Source organism: Flavobacterium sp. GQ95, from assembly GCF_059758655.1.
Window position 1 is genome coordinate 58,884 of sequence record NZ_JCAXEB010000009.1, and the last position, 25,482, is coordinate 84,365.

General features: G+C 33.1%; 21 protein-coding genes. 11 read left to right on the plus strand and 10 right to left on the minus strand.

Features of this window, described 5'->3' with window-relative positions; all coding sequences use genetic code 11:
• Positions 1-52: 52 nt before the first annotated feature.
• Positions 53-721: a ZIP family metal transporter gene (locus AC6CH4_RS17310; RefSeq protein WP_498105138.1), complete on the plus strand. Its 669-nt coding sequence runs from the start codon at positions 53-55 to the stop codon at positions 719-721.
• A 192-nt stretch (positions 722-913) separates the two neighbouring features.
• On the opposite strand, the gene AC6CH4_RS17315 is transcribed toward AC6CH4_RS17310, so the two are convergent.
• Complete coding sequence (locus AC6CH4_RS17315; protein WP_498105140.1) at positions 914-3,301, minus strand: TonB-dependent receptor; 2,388 nt, start codon at positions 3,299-3,301, stop codon at positions 914-916.
• 153 nt (positions 3,302-3,454) lie between these two features.
• Positions 3,455-4,597: a helix-turn-helix domain-containing protein gene (locus AC6CH4_RS17320; RefSeq protein ID WP_498105142.1), complete on the minus strand. Its 1,143-nt coding sequence runs from the start codon at positions 4,595-4,597 to the stop codon at positions 3,455-3,457.
• A 187-nt stretch (positions 4,598-4,784) separates the two neighbouring features.
• On the opposite strand from AC6CH4_RS17320, the gene murQ reads away from it, so the two are divergent.
• The 10 genes from murQ (at position 4,785) to AC6CH4_RS17370 (ending at position 14,818) form a co-directional block, all read left to right on the plus strand.
• Positions 4,785-5,597 (plus strand): N-acetylmuramic acid 6-phosphate etherase, encoded by an 813-nt coding sequence (murQ, locus tag AC6CH4_RS17325; protein ID WP_498105144.1) that lies wholly within the window; start codon positions 4,785-4,787, stop codon positions 5,595-5,597.
• A 130-nt stretch (positions 5,598-5,727) separates the two neighbouring features.
• Positions 5,728-5,949: a DUF6095 family protein gene (locus AC6CH4_RS17330; RefSeq protein WP_017498392.1), complete on the plus strand. Its 222-nt coding sequence runs from the start codon at positions 5,728-5,730 to the stop codon at positions 5,947-5,949.
• Between the two features lie 39 nt (positions 5,950-5,988).
• Positions 5,989-6,561 carry a pentapeptide repeat-containing protein gene (locus tag AC6CH4_RS17335; protein WP_498105146.1) on the plus strand — a complete coding sequence of 191 codons (573 nt, stop codon included), beginning with the start codon at positions 5,989-5,991 and terminating at the stop codon, positions 6,559-6,561.
• A gap of 2 nt (positions 6,562-6,563) precedes the next feature.
• Entirely contained in the window at positions 6,564-7,139 is a 576-nt protein-coding gene (locus AC6CH4_RS17340) for a DUF1572 family protein (RefSeq protein ID WP_498105148.1), read from the plus strand.
• Positions 7,140-7,417: 278 nt separating this feature from the next.
• Complete coding sequence (locus AC6CH4_RS17345) at positions 7,418-7,789, plus strand: DNA topoisomerase IV (protein ID WP_498105150.1); 372 nt, start codon at positions 7,418-7,420, stop codon at positions 7,787-7,789.
• 30 nt (positions 7,790-7,819) lie between these two features.
• A complete protein-coding gene (locus AC6CH4_RS17350; protein ID WP_498105152.1) occupies positions 7,820-8,599 on the plus strand; it encodes a TerC family protein in 780 nt (259 codons plus the stop codon).
• A gap of 158 nt (positions 8,600-8,757) precedes the next feature.
• A complete protein-coding gene (locus tag AC6CH4_RS17355) occupies positions 8,758-10,677 on the plus strand; it encodes a DUF294 nucleotidyltransferase-like domain-containing protein (RefSeq protein WP_498105154.1) in 1,920 nt (639 codons plus the stop codon).
• A 2-nt stretch (positions 10,678-10,679) separates the two neighbouring features.
• Complete coding sequence (locus tag AC6CH4_RS17360; RefSeq protein WP_498105156.1) at positions 10,680-11,306, plus strand: 3'-5' exonuclease; 627 nt, start codon at positions 10,680-10,682, stop codon at positions 11,304-11,306.
• A 172-nt stretch (positions 11,307-11,478) separates the two neighbouring features.
• Positions 11,479-12,960, plus strand: coding sequence for a PhoX family protein (locus AC6CH4_RS17365; RefSeq protein WP_498105158.1), 1,482 nt, complete (start codon positions 11,479-11,481; stop codon positions 12,958-12,960).
• Between the two features lie 73 nt (positions 12,961-13,033).
• On the plus strand, positions 13,034-14,818 hold the full coding sequence (locus AC6CH4_RS17370) for a cytochrome-c peroxidase (protein WP_498105160.1): 1,785 nt from the start codon (positions 13,034-13,036) through the stop codon (positions 14,816-14,818).
• Positions 14,819-15,128: 310 nt separating this feature from the next.
• Here the strand turns inward: AC6CH4_RS17370 and AC6CH4_RS17375 are convergent, their stop codons facing one another.
• The 8 genes from AC6CH4_RS17375 to AC6CH4_RS17410 all read right to left on the minus strand — a co-directional run bounded on the left by AC6CH4_RS17375 (position 15,129) and on the right by AC6CH4_RS17410 (position 25,229).
• Positions 15,129-17,849, minus strand: a complete 2,721-nt coding sequence (locus AC6CH4_RS17375; protein ID WP_498105162.1) for a DNA gyrase/topoisomerase IV subunit A — start codon at positions 17,847-17,849, stop codon at positions 15,129-15,131.
• 152 nt (positions 17,850-18,001) lie between these two features.
• The gene (locus tag AC6CH4_RS17380) at positions 18,002-19,870 is read right to left on the minus strand and encodes a DNA topoisomerase IV subunit B (protein ID WP_498105164.1); all 1,869 of its coding nucleotides are present in this window, start codon (positions 19,868-19,870) and stop codon (positions 18,002-18,004) included.
• Between the two features lie 162 nt (positions 19,871-20,032).
• Positions 20,033-21,208 carry a nicotinate phosphoribosyltransferase gene (pncB, locus tag AC6CH4_RS17385; protein ID WP_498105166.1) on the minus strand — a complete coding sequence of 392 codons (1,176 nt, stop codon included), beginning with the start codon at positions 21,206-21,208 and terminating at the stop codon, positions 20,033-20,035.
• A 92-nt stretch (positions 21,209-21,300) separates the two neighbouring features.
• Positions 21,301-22,197: a transglutaminase domain-containing protein gene (locus AC6CH4_RS17390; protein ID WP_498105168.1), complete on the minus strand. Its 897-nt coding sequence runs from the start codon at positions 22,195-22,197 to the stop codon at positions 21,301-21,303.
• Between the two features lie 88 nt (positions 22,198-22,285).
• Positions 22,286-22,810 carry an NADPH-dependent FMN reductase gene (locus AC6CH4_RS17395; RefSeq protein ID WP_498105170.1) on the minus strand — a complete coding sequence of 175 codons (525 nt, stop codon included), beginning with the start codon at positions 22,808-22,810 and terminating at the stop codon, positions 22,286-22,288.
• Positions 22,807-23,766, minus strand: coding sequence for a YihY/virulence factor BrkB family protein (locus tag AC6CH4_RS17400; RefSeq protein ID WP_498105172.1), 960 nt, complete (start codon positions 23,764-23,766; stop codon positions 22,807-22,809). The genes AC6CH4_RS17395 and AC6CH4_RS17400 overlap by 4 nt, the downstream gene beginning before the upstream one ends.
• An 81-nt stretch (positions 23,767-23,847) precedes the next feature.
• A complete protein-coding gene (locus AC6CH4_RS17405; protein ID WP_498105174.1) occupies positions 23,848-24,543 on the minus strand; it encodes a hypothetical protein in 696 nt (231 codons plus the stop codon).
• An 8-nt stretch (positions 24,544-24,551) separates the two neighbouring features.
• Positions 24,552-25,229 (minus strand): TIGR02117 family protein, encoded by a 678-nt coding sequence (locus AC6CH4_RS17410; protein WP_498105176.1) that lies wholly within the window; start codon positions 25,227-25,229, stop codon positions 24,552-24,554.
• Positions 25,230-25,482 lie beyond the last annotated feature (253 nt).

Here is a 25,482-nt window from a genome sequence, read left to right on the forward strand (position 1 = left end):
TAAACAAAAAAACAATTAACCGAATAAACAAATCAACGATTAAACAATAACGATGAACTACTTACTACCCTTATTTTCTGTACTTTTAGGTTATGCTGTGGCTTTGTTTTTAAAACCAAAAAACAAAACCAATCTAAAATTATTGCTTGCTTTTAGCGGTTCATTTTTATTATCGTTGACCGTAATGCATTTATTGCCTGAAGTTTACGAATCACACAATCATAATATTGGTTTATTCATTATGGTCGGGATTTTATTTCAGATCATCCTTGAATTTTTCTCAAAAGGGGCCGAACACGGACACGTTCACGGACATGCACAAATGTCTCAAATTCCGTGGTTGCTTTTTATCAGTTTGTGTATCCATGCCTTTTTAGAAGGTTTCCCGGTAAGTCATCATCATGGTTTAGCACTCGGAATTGCGATTCATCATTTGCCAATTGCCGTAATTCTAACCACATTTTTCATCAATGCAAGTCTGAACAAAAAAGCCATTTTTGCTTTCATGCTTACATTTGCCATTATGACTCCGCTTGGTACTATCGCATCAGAATATTTACCGATTCTAAACAAATACTACACTGAAATAACGGCAGTTGTCATCGGAATCCTATTTCATATTTCATCGACTATTATTTTTGAAAGCAGTGAAGGACATAAATTCAATGTTGCCAAAGTTTCCATGATCGTTCTCGGAATTCTATTGGCATTCCTATTATAATTAGGGCGTGCCCAAATTCACAAAAGGCGCTATTTAACAAACCGCTTATATGCGTCTTTCGCAAATTCGGTCGGGCTGTATGCGCTACTTCGGTAGCCAGCGTCCATCCCTCACGCAACAAAATAAAAGAACATCTTGTGCTTCCATTTTCATAATTCAATTATCTAATTGACTAATTATCTAATTATCTAATTAGTTCCCCGTTCTCTTTTTCTCATCCTGATTTCCAAAAGCTCTCTCTTTCACATTTATCTTCTTATTCCCAAAATTATAAACCACAGATAAACGAACGAATCTATTACTTTCCGTTTGACTGTAAACCTGTTTTACACCATTTACAACCGAAGTAAAATCTTTTAAATAAGAGGTATTAAAAATATCATTCGCCAGGAATGCAATCTGCATCGTTTTATTAAACAAATCCTGTTTGAAACCGATATCAAAACTTGACGCATATCCTACTTCATACAAACCACTTTTAAAAGGAGTTGTATAAGAAAAATCGATTTGCAATTTTGTTGTTTTACCTAATACAAAAGTGTTATTTGTCGAAAAATCGATTTGTAAACTGTTTGATGGAGTTGCATTTATGTCTTTAATAAATTCCGTTTTGGCTCCTAAAAAATACAATGAATTTTCACTCTGCCACCAATCTGCAAAAGTTGCTGAATAACTCTCTCCAATTCCATAATTCAAATTTTTAAAATAATTCTCTCTCGTAATAATTTGTGTATTCGTTTCCGGATTTGAAGTAAATAAAATACCGTAACCATTTGTGATTGCATTGACAAAAACACTAGTTCTCAGGATTTCTTTATAAGAATGTGCAAACTCAAAATTATCACTAAATGAAGGTTTCAAAAACGGGTTTCCTTCTGAATAACTATTACTACTGATGTAAATTCTAAACGGATTCAACAAGTCAAAACGAGGTCTGTTGATTCTTTTTCCATAATTTAAACTGAAACTATTGTTTTCATTTTTTTTGTATGAAGCATAAAACGTTGGAAACAATTTCAAATAATTATTTTCTGTTGTTTGATTCATTGTTTCAGAAAATCCGTTTGTTTGAGTGTTTTCCAATCTCAATCCTAATTGAAGATTCCATTTCTCATTGATTTTTTTATCTCCATTAATATAAATCGCCTGATTATTTTCGGTGTATTTAAATCGGTTGGATTGGTTTGGATCTAAGACCTGGGTTCCTGTAATTGTATTGTAAAAAAATACATCACTGATACTATTTGTAAAACTCATTTTGGCGCCGTAAGATAAATTTATCGCCTGAGTCGGATGTTCCATATCGGCCTTAAAACTCCAGTTGTCAATATCCTGATTCGAAATATTTCTTCCTGACTGATTTACATTAATAAAGTTACCATCTGACGCATAGTCATTTGCGATAAACTCACGATCAAATTTCGAATTATAATTAAAGTAATCTACATCAAAAGATAGCCTCCTGTTTAAAGAATCTAGTTTTGTAATCAAGTGCGCATTATAGGTTAGATTGCCCGATTTTCTGTCTGCAAAGCTATTATTGATTGTATAATTTTCTAATAGATTTTGTGTATTATATCTGTCAATTATAATATCTGACTGAAAATCCGGATTATTTCTGTCGCTGATAAATTGAAAACCAGCTGATGTTTTCTCTGAAAAATCATAATCTAAAGCTAATTTTCCTGATAAATTTTCATTCTTTATTTTTGTTGTAGCTTTCAAATTTGAAAGCCCTTCCTTGAAATATACTTTAGAGATTTCTTCTACATTTTTATATCCTGTTTTTCCGTTTAAACTGGCAGAAAAGCGAATTTTATTTTTGTTATAAAAGAAATTATCTCTCAAAGTATAAATCCCATATTTATTTTGATCGTAAGAAGCCGTAATAGTGTTTTTCCAGGAATCTCGAACTCCTTTTTTCATTATCATATTAATCAATCCGCCAGTTCCTTCCGCTTCGTATTTTGCCGGTGGATTGCTTATAATTTCAATATTTTTAATATCACTTGCTGAAATTGATTTTAAAAAATTATTTAATTCTTCGCCGGCTAATTCAATAATTTTTCCATCAATCATAACTCGGGAAGTTCCTTTTCCTAAGATATTTATCGCATCATTTTTTACGACAACTCCCGGTGCGGTATTAATGGCGCTTAAAGCATCGCCACCAACATTTGTAACATTATTTTCCAGATTGTAAACCAAACGATCTGTTTTTTGTTCAATAGTTTTCTTTTTAGACTGAACGACAACTTCGACTAAGTTTGTTGCATTTTCTTTCAGGATAGTGATTCCTAAATCAGTATCATTTTCCAGTGAAATCTCTTTTTCGTATTCTTCAAATCCTAAAAGATTAACGTCTATTTTATAAGTACCTTTTTTAAGATTGATTTCAAATGTTCCATCTTCTTTTGTTGTGGCTCCGTCAACAATTTTCCCTTCTGAATTTATGATTGAAATATCTGCCCATTCTAAAGGAGTTTTTTCGCTTGCTATTTTTCCTTTTAATTTAACTGTTGATTGTGCTAAGCAAAAGAATGGCAATAATAAAAAGATAAGGAGGTTTGATGTTTTCATAATTTCTAATTTTAACTTGTTCGATTAATTTGAAGCAAAGTTGCCTTAGAAATTTTCCAGATTCGACCGACAAAAAAAAGTCGAACCATTTTCCTCAATAGAAATTGGTTCGACTTTATAAGGGGCGAAGTACGACTTTTTACAAACCGCTAATTACGAAGCGTTTCGGTAAGCTGTCGGCGTTAAATTTGTGTATTTTTTGAAAGAAGTATTAAACGAAGATTTGGAGTTAAAACCCACTTCATACAAAATTTCTAAAACAGTAAGCTGACTTTTAGACTGATCTTTAAGGATATTCATCGCTTTTTGGATGCGATATTCATTTACAAAATCAAAAAAGTGCTGATCCATTTTATGATTAATTAAAACAGACAAATCACGAACCGGAATATCAATTTGATTGGCCAATTCCTGAATGGTAAGCGACGGATCAAGAAAAGGTTCTTTCTCCGCCATATATTGTTTCAATGTCGAAATTTGGGCGTCAACAACTTCGTTTTGATGTTCTTTTACCTCGATTTCATTTTCATTATTTTTCGGAAGAATATCTTTCGTTAATTTTAATTTAGAATTGATTCCTCTAAAAAGTTCGGGATGATTCAGGGCTTTCATTACTAACCAACAGGTAATAAATAAAGCCACAGTTCCTACTACTACATTTAACCAAAGAAATATTTGTCTGTAATCTGTATACCGTAATAAATTTTTTAATGCTACTAAACAATGTGCAATAAGAAAAACAGTCGTCATCTGAAAAAGGTATTTGTAAGTTGAAGCACTCGGATTGGTATAATTTTCCAAATAAATCTCTTTATATTTCTTCAAAATTAAAAACGCGCTAACGATATAAAATACATATTGAAATTCAATTAAAATCTGAATAAGATATATTTCGGGCATTTGATCGATGGTTTCAAAAAGTTTCTTATTCGTGCCATGTGCGAGGTAAAGTCTTGGAAGGAAAACCAAATTAACTACAATAATAGGAAGCAAATGTATTAAATGCTTCCACTTTAATCTAAAATCAGAATAACAAACGGACAATACATAAAGGTAAAATAGAGGCATTGCCAATAAACAGATTGTCCATCTAAAAATTACCAAATTCAGATAATCCTGAATGTAATCGAAAACAAAGAAACCACTAAGATCAACAGCAGAAACAATAAAGAACCAGGCAAATAAACGGTTGGCTAATTTATTTTCGGTTTTAACGGTCAGTAAAAAAAACGCCATCAGCAAAGACACAAAAACAGAGATCCTGGCAATCCCTTGCAATAAGCTTAATCTATCCATTTATTTTTAATCTTTTAACAAATATAATATTTTAGTTCTTTTAATAATAAGGATTCAAGAAATCCACTGTTTAGATGAGAATTAAAACAAAAAAACAATAAGAAATTAAATCTTTGTGACTTTGCTGTTGAAATTTCGAGATTGCAATAAAAAAGATTAATTTTGGCCAGTCCAATAACAGTGAAAAATGACATTTACCAAAACAACTGAACAAGCATCAAAGTATGAACATTTAGAAAAAATGTCTATCAATGAATTGCTGACCAATATTAATCAGGAAGATAAAACCGTTCCTCATGCTGTCGAAAAAGTAATACCACAAATCGAGGCATTAGTAGAGCAAATTGTAGCCAAATTAAAACTTGGGGGAAGAATTTTTTATATTGGTGCCGGAACATCAGGACGCTTAGGCGTCGTTGATGCATCTGAATGCCCTCCTACTTTTGGAGTTCCTTTTGATTTAGTAAACGGAATTATTGCCGGTGGAGACACTGCGATTCGTCGTGCGGTAGAAAATGCAGAAGACAATGCAGAACAGGCCTGGCTGGATTTGAAAGCATATCATATAAATGAAATAGATATTGTCATTGGTATTGCTGCTTCTGGTACCACTCCGTATGTTATTGGTGGTTTACAAACCTGTAATCAAAATAATATCATTACAGGCTGCATTACGTGCAATGCTGGTAGCCCTTTAGCGCTAACAGCACAATTTCCGATAGAAGTTGTTGTTGGTCCGGAATTTATTACAGGAAGCTCCCGCATGAAAGCCGGAACAGCTCAGAAATTAGTTTTAAACATGATTTCTACTGCTGCTATGATTCAGCTTGGAAAAGTAAAAGGCAACAAAATGGTCGATATGCAATTGAGTAATATTAAATTAGTCGATCGAGGTGTAAAAATGATTATGGGAGAAATTCCAGTTTCGTATGATGAAGCCTCTGAATTATTAAAAAAATACGGCAGTGTTAGAAATGCTGTCGACAATTATACTGCTTAAAAAAGTTTAATCGCAAAGTTCGCAAAGTTTTTATGCAAGGTCACAAGACTTTTGCCTACTAATTTTTGTCAAAGATCGCTAAGTTTTCCAACCTGAAACCTGAAACTTTTTAAACTTGAAACAAAAAAAGATGGCAACAAATAAAGAATTATTAGGAAAAGGAATTAAATATTTATCAGGTTCGTTGCCTCTATTATTTATTGGGCCTTCACTGATTTATAATGCTTTTATGAATCAACATACGAATTGGCATTATTTGGTTTTAGGAATTGGGATTGTGGCTTGTTTAAGTGCTATGTTTTTAATTTTTTACGGATTGAAAATTATTATGAAAGGTTTGTTTAATGACTAATTCTTCAATTCAATAAACCTAACCTGCAAAAACAATACTATGGAAAGCCTAATTCACATTCAGAAAACCTTCGAAAAGGTCAATTATATTGACAAAAAAATAAACAATCGGGAGTTTGAAGATTGTGTTTTTAAAAACTGCGATTTTTCCAACAGTAATTTTGCTTATAATACTTTTTTAGACTGCGAATTTATAGACTGTAATTTGTCGATGACAAGTTTGGCTGGTACAAACTTAAAGAATGTCACTTTTAAAAACTGCAAGCTTTTAGGAATTGCTTTTAATGAATGTGACGATTTTCTATTTCAGGTTTATTTTGAAGAAACTGCTTTAGATTATGCTATTTTCTCCAACAAAAAAATGCCTAAAACCAAATTCATTAATTGTTCTGTGAGAGAAGTTACTTTTATAGGAACCAATTTAACCAGTTCGGTTTTTGATAATTGTGATTTAGATGGTGCTATTTTTAATGAAACACAATTAGCAGCTGTCGATTTTAGAACAGCTTACAATTACAAAATTGATCCCGAATTTAATCCGATGCGAAAAGCACAATTTTCGAATCAGGGAATCGTGGGACTTTTAGATAAGTATGACATTAAAATTGTATAAATATGGAAGCTACTGAATCGTATTTAGAAAGCGTTAAAAAACAGTTTTTGTACTATAAAATGCTGGGAGAAAAAGCGATGAATCAATTAGAACCGGAACAGCTTTTTGTTGCTGTAAACGAAGACACCAACAGTATTGCAATCATCATAAAACACATTGCAGGTAATATGCTTTCGCGATGGACCGACTTTTTAACCTCTGACGGAGAAAAAGAATGGCGCAATCGTGATGCCGAATTTGAAAGTGATTTACAATCAAAAGAAGAAGTTTTAGAAACTTGGAATAAAGGCTGGGGTTGTTTTCTGGATACTTTAAACAGTTTAAAGCATGAACAACTTTCGGATATTATTTATATTCGAAATGAAGGTCACACGGTTATTGAAGCCATTAATCGTCAATTGGCACATTATCCGTATCATGTTGGGCAAATTGTTTTTTATGCCAAACAATTGAAAAATGGAAGTTGGAATAGTTTATCAATTCCGAAGAATAAATCCGGAAATTACAATGCCGAAAAGTTTGCCAAAGAAAAAGAAATCAAGAACTTTACAGATGATGAATTAAAAAGATTGAAATGATAGAATTTCATGCTTATTTTGGCGGCCTTTCGTGGTGGATTTTGATTCGGTTTTGCAGAACAAAATTAGCTGATGAACAGTCTGATAAAAATAGAAGACGGAATCTATACTTTCTATGTTTCCTTAATATTATGATCGCCTCAATTATAACAATATTTCTTGTTTACCCGATATTTTTCTAGCCCCGATGGGAAGGGAAATCCTTTTGTGTCCGCCGTGGCGGACACAAAAGATTTGGAAGGACAGCGGGAAATAGCTCCTAAAACAACCTATTTAAAATGAAAAAAATTATATTCCTTTTACCGTTAATTACATTATTCTCGTGTTATAACGCAGAACACAATTGCAAAGACTTTAAAAACGGGAAATTCAAATTTGAGTTTGAAGTGAATGGCGTTAAAAAAACAACTTTTTTTGAAAGAAAAGACAATATCGAAATCGAGACTTTTGATGGAAAAACGGATACTTCTACTGTACGCTGGGTAAGTGATTGTGAATATGTCTTGCAAAAGAAACATCCAAAAAATATGGCTGAAGAAAAAGCAATCAGTATGAAGATATTAACGACTTCTAAAGATTCATATACTTTTGAATTTGGAATGGTTGGTTCTGAAGAAAAACAACGCGGCAAGGTTTTTAAAATTGATTAAAGAAATTAATAATTTAAAATTGACTTGAAAATGGAAGTATTTTTAAATCCTGATGCCTGGATTGCTCTATTCACATTGACATTTCTTGAAATTGTTTTAGGAATAGACAACATCATTTTTATATCGATTGTAACCGGTAAATTACCCGAAGAAGACCGAAAAAAAGCTACGCGAATTGGATTGTTTTTAGCCATGTTCATGCGTATCGCGCTTTTAATGGGGATTTCATATTTAATTGCCATGAAGGCTACATTATTCAGCATTCATTGGGGTTGGTTTGAAGGCAATTTTACAGGTCAGGCCTTAATTTTATTCCTAGGAGGTTTATTCTTACTTTATAAAAGCACCAAAGAAATAAGCGAAAAAGTAGATCATCACGGAGAAGAGGAAAAAACGATTAAAACGGCTGCAAAGAAATCTTTTTCTAATGTTATTGTTCAGATATTGCTGATCGATTTAATTTTTTCTGTCGATTCGATCCTAACAGCGGTTGGTATGACTAATGGCGTTCATGGGGCATTAATAATCATGATTACAGCTGTTGTTATTTCTGTTTTGGTTATGATGTTATTTGCCGTTCCTGTTGGAAATTTCGTCAATAAAAATCCATCGATTCAAATATTAGGACTTTCATTTTTAATCCTGATCGGATTTATGCTGATCACAGAAAGCATGCATTTGTCAGGTGCTACACTTGCAGGTGAGCACATAGGTGCAGTTCCTAAGGGCTATCTGTACTTTGCTATTGCATTTTCATTAGCCGTTGAATTTATCAATATGCGAATCCGAAAAAAACAATCGCAAAACTAAATAATAAAGTTCCAATTTGGGACATTCTGCCGCAAAGGCGCTAAGGCACAAAGTTTTATAATTCTTTGCAACTTAGCGCCTTTGCGGCTATAAAAAAATTAACGTGTTTCTTTTAGATTTCTATTTTTAAGTAGTATTTTAGAACCTAAATCTCACGCATGAAAAATACCATATCACATAGAGTTGCCGATTTTTTAAAGGACTTCCCTCCTTTTAGCTTTTTGCACAAAATGGATTTAGAAAAGCTATCAGAGCAAATTTCGATTATATACAAAGACAAGGATGCTGTTATTTTTGCTGAAAATGAAAAAACACATGATTCTTTTTATGTCGTTCATAAAGGCGCTGTGGCTTTAAAGAAAAGTACAAAAAACACAGTTCTCGATATGTGTGATGAAGGTGATATATTTGGATTGCGTCCGCTTTTGGCGCAGGAAAACTATATTATGGAAGCTGTTGCGCATGAAGAAAGTATTTTATATGCGATCCCGATTGCGGTTTTTAAACCTTATGCGCTGGAAAACAGAACAGTTGGAAATTTCCTGATTGAAAGTTACGCTTCAAATACCCGAAATCCGTATTCTGATATTCATAAAGATAAATTGTATGGCGATGATTTAGAGCATAACACAATGCATTCTGATACCAATTCTTTTGATTTAACGCCTATAAAATATTCTAAAAAAATTGTTACTTGTTCGCCATCAACCACTGCAAGAGATGTTGCCAAGATTATGAACAAGAAAAAAGTGGGTGCTATTTTAATTGTTGATGAAATGCTTCCGATAGGTATTTTAACCGATAAAGATTTGCGTAATAAAATCGTAACCGGAGATTACTCGATACTAACAACAGCTGAAGCGATTATGACGAAACCTGTTATTACTTATCCAAAGAAAATGACAGTTACCGAAGCTCAAATGGCAATGATGAAAAGCAATATAAGTCATTTGTGTTTAACTAAAGATGGTACAATTAATACCAAAGCGGTTGGGATTTTATCAAAACATGATGTTATGGTTGCACTGGGGAATAACCCAGCCGTTTTGATCAAAGCTTTAAAAAGGGCCAAAAAAATCAAAGAGATTAAGCCAATCCGAAATAGAATCATGCAATTGCTTCAGGGATATTTAGATCAAAATATTCCGATGACACTGATTTCTAAAATCATTACCGAATTAAATGAAGCCTGCACGACTCGTGTTATCGAAATGTGTATTGAAAAAATGAGCAGTCCCCCACCGGTAAAATTTGCATGGTTAGCTTTGGGAAGTCAGGGAAGAGGCGAACAAATGTTACATACGGATCAGGATAATGCCATAGTGTACGAAAATGTTTCTGACGTTTTTAAAGACGAAACCAGAATATACTTTTTAAAATTTGCAGCCCTTATTAACAAAGGGCTTTTTGAAATTGGTTATGACTATTGTCCGGCCGAAATGATGGCCTCGAACCCAAAATGGTGTATGAGCCTTGATGAGTGGAAAAATCAGGTGCATCATTGGATTACAAATCCGGGGAAAAATGAGGTTTTACTATCATTTATATTTTTTGATTACAGTGTAACTTATGGTGATACAGAAATAGCGAGTCAATTATCTGATTCTATTTTTGAGGATGTAAAAGCAAATCCGATTTTTTATGTTCATTTGGTTAGTGGTGCCTTACAAAGTCCTTCGCCAACAGGTTTTTTTAGACAGTTTTTAGTAGAACAAGATGGAGCCAACAAAGACAATTTTGATATAAAAAGAAGAGCTTTAATGCCTTTGACAGATGCCGCACGTGTTTTGATTTTATCGCATTCGGTTAAAGGAATCAGCAACACAGCAGAGCGATTTGAAAAACTGGCCGAATTAGAACCTAATAACAGTGAGTTGTATTTATCGTGTTCTTATTCTTTTAAGGCTTTATTGAAATTCAGAACCAAACAAGGGCTTTTACATCATGATTCAGGGCAATTTATTGCCTTAGAATCGTTATCAAAAATGGAAAAAATAAAGCTCAAAAGAACCTTTAAAACCATCAAAGAGCTTCAGGAATTAATAAGCGTAAGGTTTAATGTTTCAAACGTAATATAAGTATGAGTTTATTTAATTTTTGGAAAAAAGAAGAAAATCTATTTGATGAAAATACTACTATTGAAGAAACTCGTTTTGTTGTTTTAGATACCGAAACTACCGGTTTTGATTACGAAAACGACCGAATTTTATGTATTGGAGCCCTTGTTTTGCAAAATGGAATTATAGCTATTCAAAATAGTTTTGAAGTATACATTGAGCAGGAACATTATGATAAATCAACGGCTCAAATCCATGGAATTTTAAAAGCTTTTGTTCTAAAACGTCCGAGTGAGTCAGAAGCTTTACAGCAATTTTTAGATTTCCTGGGAGATTCGATTATTATCGCGCATCACACTGTTTTTGATGTTACAATGATTAATAAAGCTTTAGAAAGAAATGGTTTATCTCAATTAGTAAATCAGAGATTAGATACTGCAATTTTGTACAAAAAGACTTTAATTAAGTCTCATTTATTTGAAAGGAAAGACCATTATACCTTAGATGATCTTGCAGACAAATTTGATATTTCTAAAAAAGACAGGCATACTGCTTTGGGAGATGCTTATATTACAGCAATTGCTTTTTTGAAGATTGTAAAAAAACTTAAGGAGAAGAGAGAAACTAATTTGAACTCTCTATTTAAATAAATTGAAATCATTTTTAAGTTTTATTTATGAATCTTAAATTTACATTTATCATCAAAAATTTACTTTTTAGTAATATATCCCTTATCATTTAATATCAATTTTAAAAGGTTTACATAACATACTTTTTGTTTTTCGAAGATAGCTTTGCTTTATCTAAAAAAAACAAACAATTATGAAATCTAATTTTTTAAAATCAATCGCATTATTAGGATTTACAGCTTTATCTGTAATGAGCTGTCAAAATGATGACAAAGATTCTTCAAAAGATATTAATGCTGACATCGACTTTACTACACATTCACAAGTTCCTGCTTTTGTTTATCCAATGACAGGTTTTGAGAGCTTAAAAATTAGCACTTTAATTGCTAGTTCTGATGTGTTGCCTGAATCACCTTCATTTGTTTACGGAGCACAACCCGATGGTGCCGGAATAATGAAAAATCCGAATGGAGAAGGTTATATTATGATTACAAATCACGAAATAGTACAATCTGTTTCAAGAGTTTATTTAGATAAAACTTTTAAACCTGTAAAAGGAGAATATATTGTAGACGGAGTTGGTGGTATGACGCGTTTGTGTTCTGCAACTTTAGTAACTCCGGAAATACACGGATTTGGTCCGATTTTTTTAACTGCCGGAGAAACTAATCAGGAAAGCATGGTTCACGGAATTAACCCATTAGGATTAACAACAGATAAAAGCAGAACGGATAGAATTTTACCAGCTTTAGGAAAAGCAAGTATGGAAAATGCGGTTCCGCTTACAAAAGAAGCTTATCCTGGCAAAACGATAATAATTATAGGTGAAGATCAATCTTATACAACTGCTCACGCAAGTGCAGGACAGTTAATTATGTATATGAGCACAACTGTAGGCGATCTTACAAACGGAAAATTATATGCTTTAAAAAGGACAGATGGAAATCAGGTAGAAACCACTATGACTTTAAACAATTCCTATCCAGTTTCATTTGTTGAAATTCCGAATGCTAAAAACTTAACAGGTGCAGTTATTAATACTACAGTAAACTCTTTAGGAGCTATTCGCTTTTCAAGAGTTGAAGATGTTGATTACAGAAAAGGAAGTGCCAGCAATAATAGAGAAGTTTATTTTACAGCCACCGGGCAGGCTACTGCCAACGTTCCTGTAGATGGATATACAATGTGGGGACGTGTTTATAAACTTAAAATGGATGCTACCGATCCGCTTAAAGGAACTTTAGAATTAGCTGTAGAAGGTGACAGTACACCTGGAACAGGAATAATCAATCCTGACAACTTATGCGTGACTGAGAATTTCATTTATATTCAGGAAGATGGAGACAGTTATTATGCTGATGCTAAACATGATTCTTATATCTGGCAATATAACATCGCTACAAAACAAAATAAAGCGTGGTTGAACATGAACCATAAAAGAACAGATGTGGCTTGGAATACTTTATATAACCAAACCGGTGAAATGAGATTCGGTAGCTGGGAGTTTGGTGCTATGAATGATATTTCAGATTTAATTGGTGTTCCAGATACTTTTACTTTAAATATTCACCCGCATACATGGCAATTAGATAAATTTGAAAATGCTGATGGTTCAGGAGTTAGTAAAGTTAAAGAAGGTGGGCAGACTGTTATTATAAGAAACGTACAACGATAATAATTTTCAATCGAAATCACATACAACAACCCTTATTTTTTTTGATAAGGGTTGTTTTTATTACAATATTATTATGAAATTAAAACACTTTACTTTTCTATTTTTAACGCTTTGTTTTTTCTTTTCATGTCAAAAAAATGAAGCTCCAAAGACAACGATTAAACAAGATTTACTAATTGAACTAACCAAACTAAACAATAAAATTGTTCAGCTTGAAAAGCTTGTCAATAACAATTCGTCACAAAAAGAAATTCTAGTCCAATTTAAAAAGTGTCGGTTAGCATATAAAAAAGTAGAATGGGCAATTGAATATTTTATCCCCGACACAGCAAGGTTTATGAATGGCCCGGCATTGGATGAAATGGAATTAGAAGAAAATAAATCTTTTGAACCGCACGGTTTTCAGGTTATAGAAGAAATGATTTATCCAGAGTATTCTCTAGAAAACAAAAAAGATATAGTTAGAGAATTGCATATTTTTCAATCTAATATAAAACAGATAAAAAACACATTCGGAGTTATAACCATTAGCGATGATTATGTCCTGGATGCAATAGAACAAAATGTTTTTAGAGTAATTACTTTGGGAATTACAGGTTTTGATAGTCCGATTTTACAATCTTCAGTTTTAGAAGCCGGAGAAAGTTTAATTGTGATTCCTCAATCTTTGGAAAAAATAAATTCTAAGAACAAATCGTTGCCTGATATAAAAAAATTAACACAAAAAGCGCAAACCTACTGTAGCCAAAACAATAATTTTAATGACTTTAACAGAGCCTTTTTCATCACCCAATATTTAAATCCAATTTCGAAGAAAATAAAAGCTTTTCAAAAGGAAGAAAATATTAAAAACGTAAAGAAAAGTAGCCCCTTAAAGCCAACTATAGAAACTTTATTTGACAAAGATGCTTTTGACGTAAATGCATTTGTTCTTTCAGATGAATATAATTTCACAGCTGAAAAATCGGCTTTAGGAGAAAAATTATTTTATGACAGAAGTCTTTCTAAAGATAATGACAGAAGTTGTGCAACTTGTCATCATCCCGAAAAAGCATTTACAGACGGTCTAAAAACAAATGTTTCATTAACGGGATCTAATTTAGCAAGAAACACTCCTACTCTGACTTATGCTTCCTTACAAAATGCCCAGTTTTGGGATATGCGACAATTAGACTTAGAAAAACAAAGTGTTGATGTAATTCAGAATAAAGACGAAATGCATGGTTCAATGATTAATATTCATGCTAAAATTCTTCTGGACAAAGAATACATAAAAATGTTTAAAAAAGCTTATCCCAAAACTGCAAAACCCGAAACCTGGCAAATTCAAAATGCTATTGCAAGTTATGTAAGATCTTTAAACTCTTTCGACTCCAGATTTGATCTTTATATGAGGGGAGAAAAAAACATTTTGAACAACCAGGAAATTGAAGGAATGAATCTCTTTATGGGGAAAGCAAAATGTGCGACTTGTCATTTTACTCCTTTATTTAATGGAACTGTTCCACCAAGCTATTCCAAAACCGAGCATGAAGTTATAGGCACTCCAAACGAAGAGTCAGGAAAAAAACTAAGCCCTGATTTGGGAAGGTATCAATACAATAAGATGTCTCAATTAATTGGCGCATTTAAAACACCAACAGTTCGAAACGTTGCAGTAACTGCTCCCTATTTGCATAACGGAGTCTTTAAAACTTTAGAAGAAGTTGTTTCGTTTTACAACAAAGGAGGTGGAAAAGGTCTAGGTTATGCAGTAGAAAATCAGACACTCCCTTTTGATAAATTGAATTTAACTGTGAAAGAGGAGCAAGCTCTTGTTGCTTTTATGAAAACTTTGACAGATAAAAGATACCAATAAAACCAAATAAATCCAATCAAAAATGCCAGAACTTAAATTCTGGCATTTCTGATTTTAATCTACAAATATTCGATACGGAAATACATTTGAAGATCTATTTTTAAGATATTTCGTGAAGCTGTCGCACAAATAATCCCATTCACTGGCTAAAAAAATTATTACAGGAGAAGTAAAAGATGGCGATAAAATGGTTGTTACAATTGAAAATGATGTAATTAAATGGATTAAAGAATAAGTTTTGGCAGAGCACACTAAACTTGAAAACAAAAAAAGGCTAAGAAATTCTCTTAGCCTTTTTTTTGTTTTTATATTATTCTAAAACTAAACCAATCTGTCCATCATCATCTAATTCAGTTTCTACTGAATCATCTTCTGAAATTTCCGGTGTTTCAGGGACTTCTTCAACCGGTTCTTCATAAGGTAGGGGATCTAACAAATTGACTTGCTTTAATTTATCAGTTGTCAATTGATTTCCTAAAGCTTTAAAACCTTTTACGGCTATAAAATCCTCAACATCGATATGTAAATCTTCTTTTTGAACTCCTTTTACTTTTGCAAAAATCAACTGTGCTACCGGACGATAATCTGTCGACACTATTTCTAATTGCGAATTTGGATGCTCTGTAATAAAGCTTTCTTCTTTGCCTTCATTTTCAACCAGGAAGCGTTTCAAATAATAACGCTCTTTTTCTCCATCATAATAAATTGCCGAAATTGGTTTCTTCGGATTCCATTTTTCCAACACAATCATATCTTCATCAAAATGAGTCGATAATTCAGGAATGATAACTTTTAATTTTCCAGTTTGATTAACGATTAAGATTTTATCGCTAGGCTTAAATTCTCCAAGCAGTTCTCCTCTAGCATCAACATTTAAACGTTTTACAGTATCATCAAACCAAACTTTTCTTGGCAATAACGTCGAAATTCCTTTTTCTTTTAATTCGATTTTTTTAATTGGATATTTCGTAACTAAATTTCCTTTTGAAGCACGTCCTTTAATTGCTAACTTGGCAAAATCGATATCAAATTTCAATTTTTTAATCGTTCCAACCTGACGTAATAAAATTGTTATTACCTCAGCTTCTCCATTCGGATTATGTGAAAAATAAACGACCTGCGATCCAGCCGTTTCATTAGTCAAATCATACGGCTTGTCACGTGTTACACCTGTCACATTAAAACGTTTTATATATGAAGGGCCTGATTTTCCGTCACGATAAATCATGTTGTATATTGTGCGCTTATCACTTTTATCGAAAATTGCAACGTGTATAATATCCTTACCAACAAATGTTTTGGCATCGACTTTAGTGATGATCATTTTACCATCTCGTAAAAACACAATTACATCATCAATATCAGAGCAATCGGTAAGATATTCGTCTTTTTTCAAGCTAGTTCCTACGAAACCTTCTTCACGATTTACGTAAAGTTTTGTATTTCTTAAAACTACTTTTGTCGCTTCAACATTATCAAAAACACGAAGTTCAGTTTGGCGTTCGCGTCCTTTTCCGTATTTCTCTTTTAGTTTTGTAAAATAGGCAATTGCAAAATCTGTTAAATTCGCCAAATTATGCTCTACTTCTTTCATTTCGTCTTCTAACTTAGCGATGAAATCATCTGCTTTGTCAGAGTCAAAACGAGTGATACGAATCATCGGAATTTGGGTCAGTCTTTGTAAATCATCATCATTAATTTCTCTAACGAATGATTTTTTGAAAGGCTCAAAACGATCGTATAAATATTTATAAAGAGATTCTCTATCAGAATATAATTTGAACTCAATGTACATTTCTTCACGGATGAAGATTTTCTCCAAAGTTGAGAAATGCCATTTATTCTTTAATTCTTCTAACTGAATTTCTAATTCTTGTTTCAGTAAATCAACAGTTCTATGCGTTGAAATTTTCAACATTTCAGAAACCCCAATAAACAACGGTTTATTGTCTTCAATAACGCAACCTAAAGGTGCTACAGAGGTTTCGCATGCTGTAAAAGCAAACAAAGCATCAATCGTTTTGTCCGGAGAAACGCCAGGGAAAAGATGAATTAAAATCTCTACATCAGCCGCAGTGTTGTCTTCAATTTTCTTGATTTTGATTTTGCCTTTATCATTGGCTTTCAAAATACTGTCAATCAAAGTAGTTGTATTGGTCGAAAACGGAATTTGCGTAATTACCAATGTATTTTTATCTAATTGAGCAATTTTTGCGCGCACACGCACACGTCCACCACGCAATCCGTCATTGTAATTTGACACATCGGCAATACCTTGTGTCATGAAATCTGGATATAATGTAAAAGGTTTTCCTTTTAAAATTTTTATTGAAGCATCAATTAATTCATTGAAGTTGTGAGGTAAAACTTTAGTCGAAAGTCCAACTGCAATTCCCTCTGCTCCTTGTGCTAAAAGCAACGGAAACTTAACTGGAAGATTGTTCGGTTCTGCACGACGACCGTCATATGAAACACCCCAATCGGTAATTTTTGGAGAATATAAAACTTCTAAAGCAAATTTAGATAAACGTGCCTCAATGTAACGAGAAGCTGCCGCTCCATCGCCTGTTAAAATATTTCCCCAGTTTCCCTGGCAGTCAATCAATAAGTCTTTTTGACCAATTTGTACCATGGCATCGCCAATACTGGCATCTCCGTGTGGGTGATACTGCATGGTGTGACCCACAACATTGGCAACTTTATTGTAACGACCATCATCCAGCTCTTTTAAGGAGTGCATAATACGACGCTGCACCGGTTTAAAACCATCTTCGATCGCCGGAACTGCACGTTCCAAAATTACGTACGAAGCATAATCAAGAAACCAGTCTTTGTACATACCGGTGACTTTCGTGATTACGTCTTCGCCTTCTTCTTCCTCATTTTCGTAAAAATGCTGTCCTTCAAAATGCTTAGCGTCTACATTGATTATTTCTTCAGAATCATCACTTTCCTGATTTTCATCAAATTGATTTTCTTCTGAATTATTCTCTTCGTTGTTTGGAATTATGTTGTCGTCTTCGTCTTTCATTTATTTTGATTCCGAATTATTTTATTTAACCTGAACGTTTTCTATGGTATGGTTTTGTTTCTTTTTGTAGCTTTTTATAAGAATATAAGTCAGTGCAAAACTTAAAATGAATGCAACAACTACGTAAATCAATGTTTTTTTATTCATGTGTTCTATACTTCTTCAACCGCATCCAATTCCACCTTCAAATTCTTGATAATAAACTCTTGCCTGTCCGGTGTATTTTTTCCCATATAGAAAGACAAAAGTTGCTCAATTGAAGTATTCTTATCCATCATAATTGGGTCTAATCGAATTGTTTCTCCAATAAAATTCTTGAACTCATCTGGTGAAATTTCTCCCAAACCTTTAAATCGGGTAATTTCTGGTTTTGGTTTTAATTTTTCGATGGCATCTCTTCTTTCTTCTTCCGAATAACAATAAATGGTTTCTTTTTTATTACGAACCCTGAAAAGTGGTGTTTGTAAAATGTATAGATGTCCTTCTTTGATTAATTCGGGAAAGAATTGTAAAAAGAAAGTAATCAGTAACAAACGAATGTGCATTCCGTCGACATCGGCATCGGTTGCGATTACAATGTTGTTATACCTTAATTTTTCTAAACCATCTTCGATATCTAATGCAGCTTGAAGCAAATTGAATTCTTCGTTTTCATACACGATTTTCTTTGTCATTCCGTAGGAATTCAAGGGCTTACCACGCAAACTGAAAACGGCTTGCGTATTTACATCACGAGACTTTGTAATTGATCCGGAAGCTGAATCTCCCTCGGTAATAAAAAGGGTGCTTTCCAAGTTTCTTGGGTTTTTTGTATCCGGAAGATGTGCACGACAATCTCTCAATTTTTTATTGTGGAGATTGGCTTTTTTAGCACGATCTGTGGCCAGTTTACGAATTCCTGATAATTCCTTACGCTCTCTTTCAGCCTGCAAAATTTTACGCAATAAAGCTTCTGCTGTTGGAGGATTTTTATGTAAATAATTATCTAATTTGTTCTTCACAAAATCATTCACAAAAGTACGTACAGAAACTGGTGTTGTTCCGTCATCAGAACCCATATCGGTAGAACCTAATTTGGTTTTCGTTTGAGATTCAAAAACCGGCTCCATTACTTTTATACTAATTGCACTTACAATCGATTTACGAACGTCAGATGCTTCGAAGTTTTTATTGTAAAACTCACGAATAGTTTTTACAAGCGCTTCTCTGTAAGCAGCCAAGTGAGTTCCTCCTTGTGTAGTGTTTTGTCCGTTTACAAATGAGTGATACTCTTCGCTGTATTGTGTTTTACTGTGCGTTAAAGCGATCTCAATATCGTGGTCTTTCAAATGAATGATTGGATATTCTAAATCTTCTTCGCTGATTGTTTCTTCTAATAAATCGCGGAGACCATTTTCAGAAATATATTTGTCTCCGTTAAAAATAATCGTCAAACCATTGTTTAAGTAACAATAGTTTTTAACCATTTTAATTACATATTCCATACGGAATTTGTAATTTTTGAAAATAGTTTCGTCTGGAGTAAAAGTAACTTTTGTTCCTTTTCGTTTTGTTGTTTCGACTACATCTTCTTCTAAAACCAAATTTCCTCCTGAAAATTCAGCCGCTTTCTGTTTATCATCACGAACGGATTCTACACGAAAATAGTTGGACAAAGCATTTACCGCTTTTGTTCCGACACCGTTCAGACCAACTGATTTCTGGAAAGCTTTAGAATCGTACTTTCCACCTGTGTTCATTTTCGAAACTACATCAACTACTTTTCCTAACGGAATTCCACGTCCGTAATCACGAACTGAAACCGTTTTATCTTTGATAGTCACTTCAATAGTTTTACCAGAGCCCATTACGAACTCATCGATACAGTTGTCTAAAACCTCTTTTAAAAGAATATAAATACCGTCATCCGGCGAAGATCCATCTCCCAATTTCCCGATATACATTCCGGGACGCATACGAATATGTTCCTTCCAATCGAGTGATCGTATATTATCTTCGTTATATTGATTTTGCTCTAGCATAAATGAATTGGATTTTTGGCTAATGTACCATTTCTACGTAAAAAATAAAAGCGTATTTTTTTTTTTGTTATGAATAATAACAGCTTTGAATTTTATTTAAATTGATTTTAAAAAAATACAAGCTTTAAAAGTAGATAAAATCAGTTCTAAAACAAAAAATTACTACTTGATTCCGAGTACTTCTTTTGCCAAAGCAATCATTTCGGGAGTTCCCGTATTTTTATTTTTTTCGTCAGAAAGTTTAACAACGCCTTGCCAATGTGTATTATCGGGTTTTGTATCGGTTAATTTTATAACCATATTCATGGATGGAAGACCAACATCATTGGTAAAATTGGTTCCGATACCAAATGACATTTTAATTTTGTCCCTACAAAAATCGGTTATCGTTTTTACTTTGTCAAAATTAAGCGAATCTGAAAAAACAATAATTTTAGATTTCGGATCAATTCCCATTTTTGTATAGTGCATAATCACTTTTTGGGCAAACTCAATCGGATCTCCACTATCATGTCGCACACCATCAAAAAGTTTGGAATATTTTTTATCAAATTGATTAAAAAAGATATCTGTTGTATAGGTGTCTGTAAGTGCGATTCCGAGATCACCGCCATAAACTTGTGTCCAATGTTCCAGGCTCATCAAATTCGCCATTTTAAAGCCATATTGAGCGGCATGAAACATAAACCATTCATGTGCATGCGTTCCTAAAGGCCTTTTATTATTGACCATGGCAAAATGTACATTGCTTGTACCAATAAAACTTTGAGAACCGTATGCGTTTAACGTTTCGTTGACCAAAACATGCACATCGTAAGAATGACGACGTCTTGTGCCGAATTCTAAAATTGAAACTCCAAGTTTATTATAATTGTCAATTTTGTTTTTTGTTAGTTCCTTGATAGCTTCATCATTTAAACGAATCAAATGATTGGATTTATAAAAAAGTTCAGAAATTAAAGCCATTAAGGGTACCTCCCATAAAACAGTACGATACCAAAAACCTTCAACTGTAACTTTTATATCAGAACCTTCCTGAGAAATATGAACTTCAGACGGATCATAACTATAACCTTGCAGAAAATCTAAATAAGTGGGATCAAGATAAGGGCAATGATGTGACAAATAATGTTTTTCGTCTTTTGTCAATCGAAGATCAGCCATTGCATCAACAGATTTTCGAAGTAAATCTGCAAAACCGGCTGGAAAAATATGTTTGCCACGATTAATAAAACCATAACGTACTTTTGCTTTTGGAAAAAGCCTTATTACGGCATGTTGCATCGTAAATTTATAGAAATCATTATCTAAGATTGATTTCAAAAAAGTTGTTTCCATAAGACAAGTTGCTATTTTTCAAATTCCCTAACTGCTAAGATACGGCAATTTGAGAAAAGAATAAAATTGCCATAACAATGATCCCAGCGTCTTTATTTTGAAACTATTTTAAAAGAAGCAATACTATTAGTATCCAGGAAAAATGTGATATAATCACCTATCGTGTTATCAAACGTAATTTGAAATTCTAAACCTCCTCTTTTTTCTCTTGCATTTACGACTCTAACAGCCTGATTTCTTTTGTTTAAATAAAAAAACTGACTGGATTTTGAAATATTTTTTATCTGAAATATTATTTTTTCACCTTTAGTGACTTCTATAATTCCAGATTCAGGAGCGATAATTTTATTATCTCCTGCAATTGTTTTATTATAAATTAAAGGTCCGTTAAGAAAATCTTCTTTACTTAATTTATGACCTAAATAAGAGCCTGAATCAGGGAAATGTTTCGCAAAAAAGTAATCGGGTTCTGTATCGAAATAGGCGGGTTCAAAATCTTTTACCATTCTGCCTTTAGAACTATCATAATAACCCTGACCCCAGGTAACGTCTACCAAACGCCATTTTCCATCAATTAAAACGGTATTCCAGGCATGATTTGAAGTGGTATTTTTTCGACCAATGTCCGCCAATCTGATTTTGGAATCACCACGAATAATTTCCGATTTTATTCCAACCAATGAAGCTAAATGCTGGTACAAAAGCGTGAACCCTTCACAAACAGCTTTTTGAGATTTGAATGTTTTTTGAAGCATATTATCATTCAACTCTTGTATTTTTCTCTGCTTTTCTGCTTCATTGCGATAAGAAAAACTTTGTGTTCTTGGAGGATTTAAAAAAGCATTAAAATCGTATTTAATATTGAAGGCCATCCAACTGTAAATAGCCCTTGCTTTGTCATAATCTGAATTAAAATCTTTATCGATTCTTTGCGCTAGTTCTTCTGTGGTTTCAAAACTTTTTGGATACTTTAAAACGGCCTTATCCACAGCGCTATATTTTTGCGCGTGAGAATATTGGAGAAAAAATACACTCAAAAAAAGGAACAGAAAAAAAATCTTTTTTATTTTCATAGAATTAAAAACATTCTTTAATAAGATTTCTGAGTTCTTTATCTAACTCAGCATTTGAGATTTTATTTTGATCTAAATCAAAATTGGCATTAAAAGCAGGCAATGAAAAAGTGGCTTTTATGTCAGCTCCGTATCTTGGTAAAGCATTGCGTCCGATTTCTAAAACAGAAGCACCGCCTCTTGAGCCAGGTGAGGTCGCTAATAACAACATTGGCTTTTGCTGAAAAACTTCCTTGACAATTCGGGAACACCAATCAAATAGATTTTTAAATGCTGCCGAATAGTTATTGTTATTCTCCGCCAGAGAAACTACTAAAATATCTGCGCTTTTGATTTTTGCCAAAAATGTTTTAGCAAGGTCATGCTGACCCACTTCTTTTTCAAGATCAACACCAAATAATGGCATTGCGAAATCATTTAGGTCTAAAACTTCAACTTCCGCATTTTCGAATAAACCTGCCGCATAAGTGGCTAAATGTTTATTGATTGACTGCGTACTGTTACTTCCTCCAAAGGCTACTATTTTCATGGTTTCTCTTTTTGTAATGTTTCTTCTATTGGTTCTTTTTTCGGTTCGTCGATTTCATAAATCTCTTTGGCTATTTCGACTGAATATTCGTTTGGATAGATTTTCCCTCCATAAGATTTTGCGTAGACTTTCGTAAATTCTGCTCCAAAATACAGAATTATTGCCGAATAATAAACCCAAACCAAAATAATAATTACAGATCCCGCTGCACCGTAAACGGATGCCACTGTAGAGCTTCCTAAATAAAATCCGATAGCAAACTTACCAATCATAAAAAGGATAGCTGTAACTCCTGATCCTATAAAAGCATCCTTCCATCTTATTTTTCCATCAGGTAATGTTCTAAAAATAATAGCAAAAAGAGTTGTAATACTCGCTAGAACAATAATTATATTAACCACATAAAACAAATAAACGGTACTTTCCGGAAAATATACTTTTAAACGTGAACTAAGTAAGTCTAATGTTGTACTTATAAAAAGACTGACCAACATTAAAAATCCAACGGAAGCAATCATCGAGAATGACATTAAGCGGTTTTGAATAAATTTCTTAATTCCTTTATCTGGTTTTGCACGTAATCCCCAAATAAAATTTATAGAGCTTTGTATTTCAGCAAAAACTCCAGACGCTCCAATTAATAACATAACGATTCCGAATACGGTTGCAAAAACATTATCGCCCGATAATTGCACGTTTTTTATAGCTTCCTGAATCTGACTCGCCGCGCCGTTACCTACCAAACCATTTATTTGTCCGTACAATTCTCCTGTTACAGCTTCTTCCCCAAAAAAGAAACCACAAATTGTAATGATAATAATTAATAAAGGAGGTAAGGCAAATATGGTGTAATAAGCCAATGCCGCACTTAGCTTAATAGCATTATCATCGTTAAATTCTAAAAAGGTATTTTTTAGAAGAAACCAAGACTTGGCGAATATGTTTTTAATTCTCATTTGCTGTATTTTTGATATTCCCTCAAATTTAAGAATTAGTCAAAAATTTGAATTGTTGCTTTTTGAGCAAATCTTATATTTTTACCATGTTTTTTTATAATCATAATTTGAAACTTTGGAATATTCGCGATCTATACCCAAATTTTTAATTTTTAAAATAGTTTTGAATTCTTTTCTCGTTGGTTTTATCAAATAGGAAAGTGAATCTAAAATTTTCCCTTTTATGGCGGTAACGGAGTCTAACCTTTGTAAATCTTCCGGTTGATAAATGCTCTTAAATCTAAGAACATTATTTTCTAATGACACTATTTCAGTCTCCCAAAAAATAGAATCCCTTGTACTTAAAACCAAATGACCACCGATACGTTTTGCTTTTTGATTATACGATAGTCTAAATAATGTGTCTGTACTTTTTTGAGACAATTCTATGGAATCACCAACTACTTTTATATCAAATTTATCTTTAGTGTCCTTAGTAATTAATTTTCCGTCAACAAGATCATATTCCGATTTCAAGGAATCCATTTCTTTTCTATGAACATTGAATTTAAAAAAATATTCCCTTAAAATTCTATCCTCTTCAATTCTTAAAAAAGTAGAATCTTGAGTCATATACAATCCTTTAAATTTAGAAGGAAAACTATTTAATTCAGAATCATTAATTGGTTGAGGGTTTTCAAAATAAAATTTGATACCATCATAATCTGATGCTGCATCAGCCTTTTTACATGAACTCGATATAACTAATAAAATCAGAATGAAAATTATCTTTTTCATAACCTGATTTATTGATAATGACAAAAAATCCCTTTATCATAAACCGTCCATAAGCTTGCTTTTTGATTGGCAGCTTTTAATGCGCTGTTTGCCCAGGTATTGCAGGTATAAAAAAGACTATAACTTCCTTTCGCTTCATAAAACGCGTCTTTTTTTCCGTAGCTATAACCCTGAATCCATTCTGGATTTGTTGGATTATTAAAACTGGCAGAAATATAATTAACTAGCTTCTGATAGTTTTCTTTTGAAATATAAATGCGTTTGCAATTTTCGTTTTCAGTAAGTCCTTTATAGAATGAAGTGTGCATAGCTGAAGAACTGACTCCAAAAATTGCTTTTAAAGCTGTGCTCGCTTTTAAATCGGACCATTCCGGTGTATGCAAATAAAAACCCTTATCGCCCCAGCCAAATGCTACCAAGCTTGCCAATGAATCTTTAGACTGTGTCTGGCTGAATTGTATTTCTTTTCGCCAATCTTTAATTTCATTTACAACCGGAACGACAATATCGGTGTGAACTCCGTTGGAAAGAATGTAAATAGGAATTGCGTCTTTTTCATCAACTTGTGCAATATCTGAATTGACTGTAATTTTTGAAATCAGATACATGGAGATTAAATATAAAACGAGAAAAGTAATAATCCCCAGTAATGTCCAGCTTAGGAATCTGAAAGTTTTTTTTAGCATTTGGTTGGTTATTTTTGGATTAATAAATTAGGTTATTTTGTTGTAACCAATTTTTAAGCCAAAAAATAAATTCAGGAAAAATCTTGGAGAGTAAAGCAGGGAAATGGCATGCGGATGATACGGATTCGCTAGAGCGAAAGCGCTGGTTTAAACGGATTTTTTTCTCGTTTTTGTCATCCTGAGGAACGAAGGATCACACACGAATCTCCGCACAGAGAATCGCCCATCTTTGTCGAGTCACTAGTGTGATCCT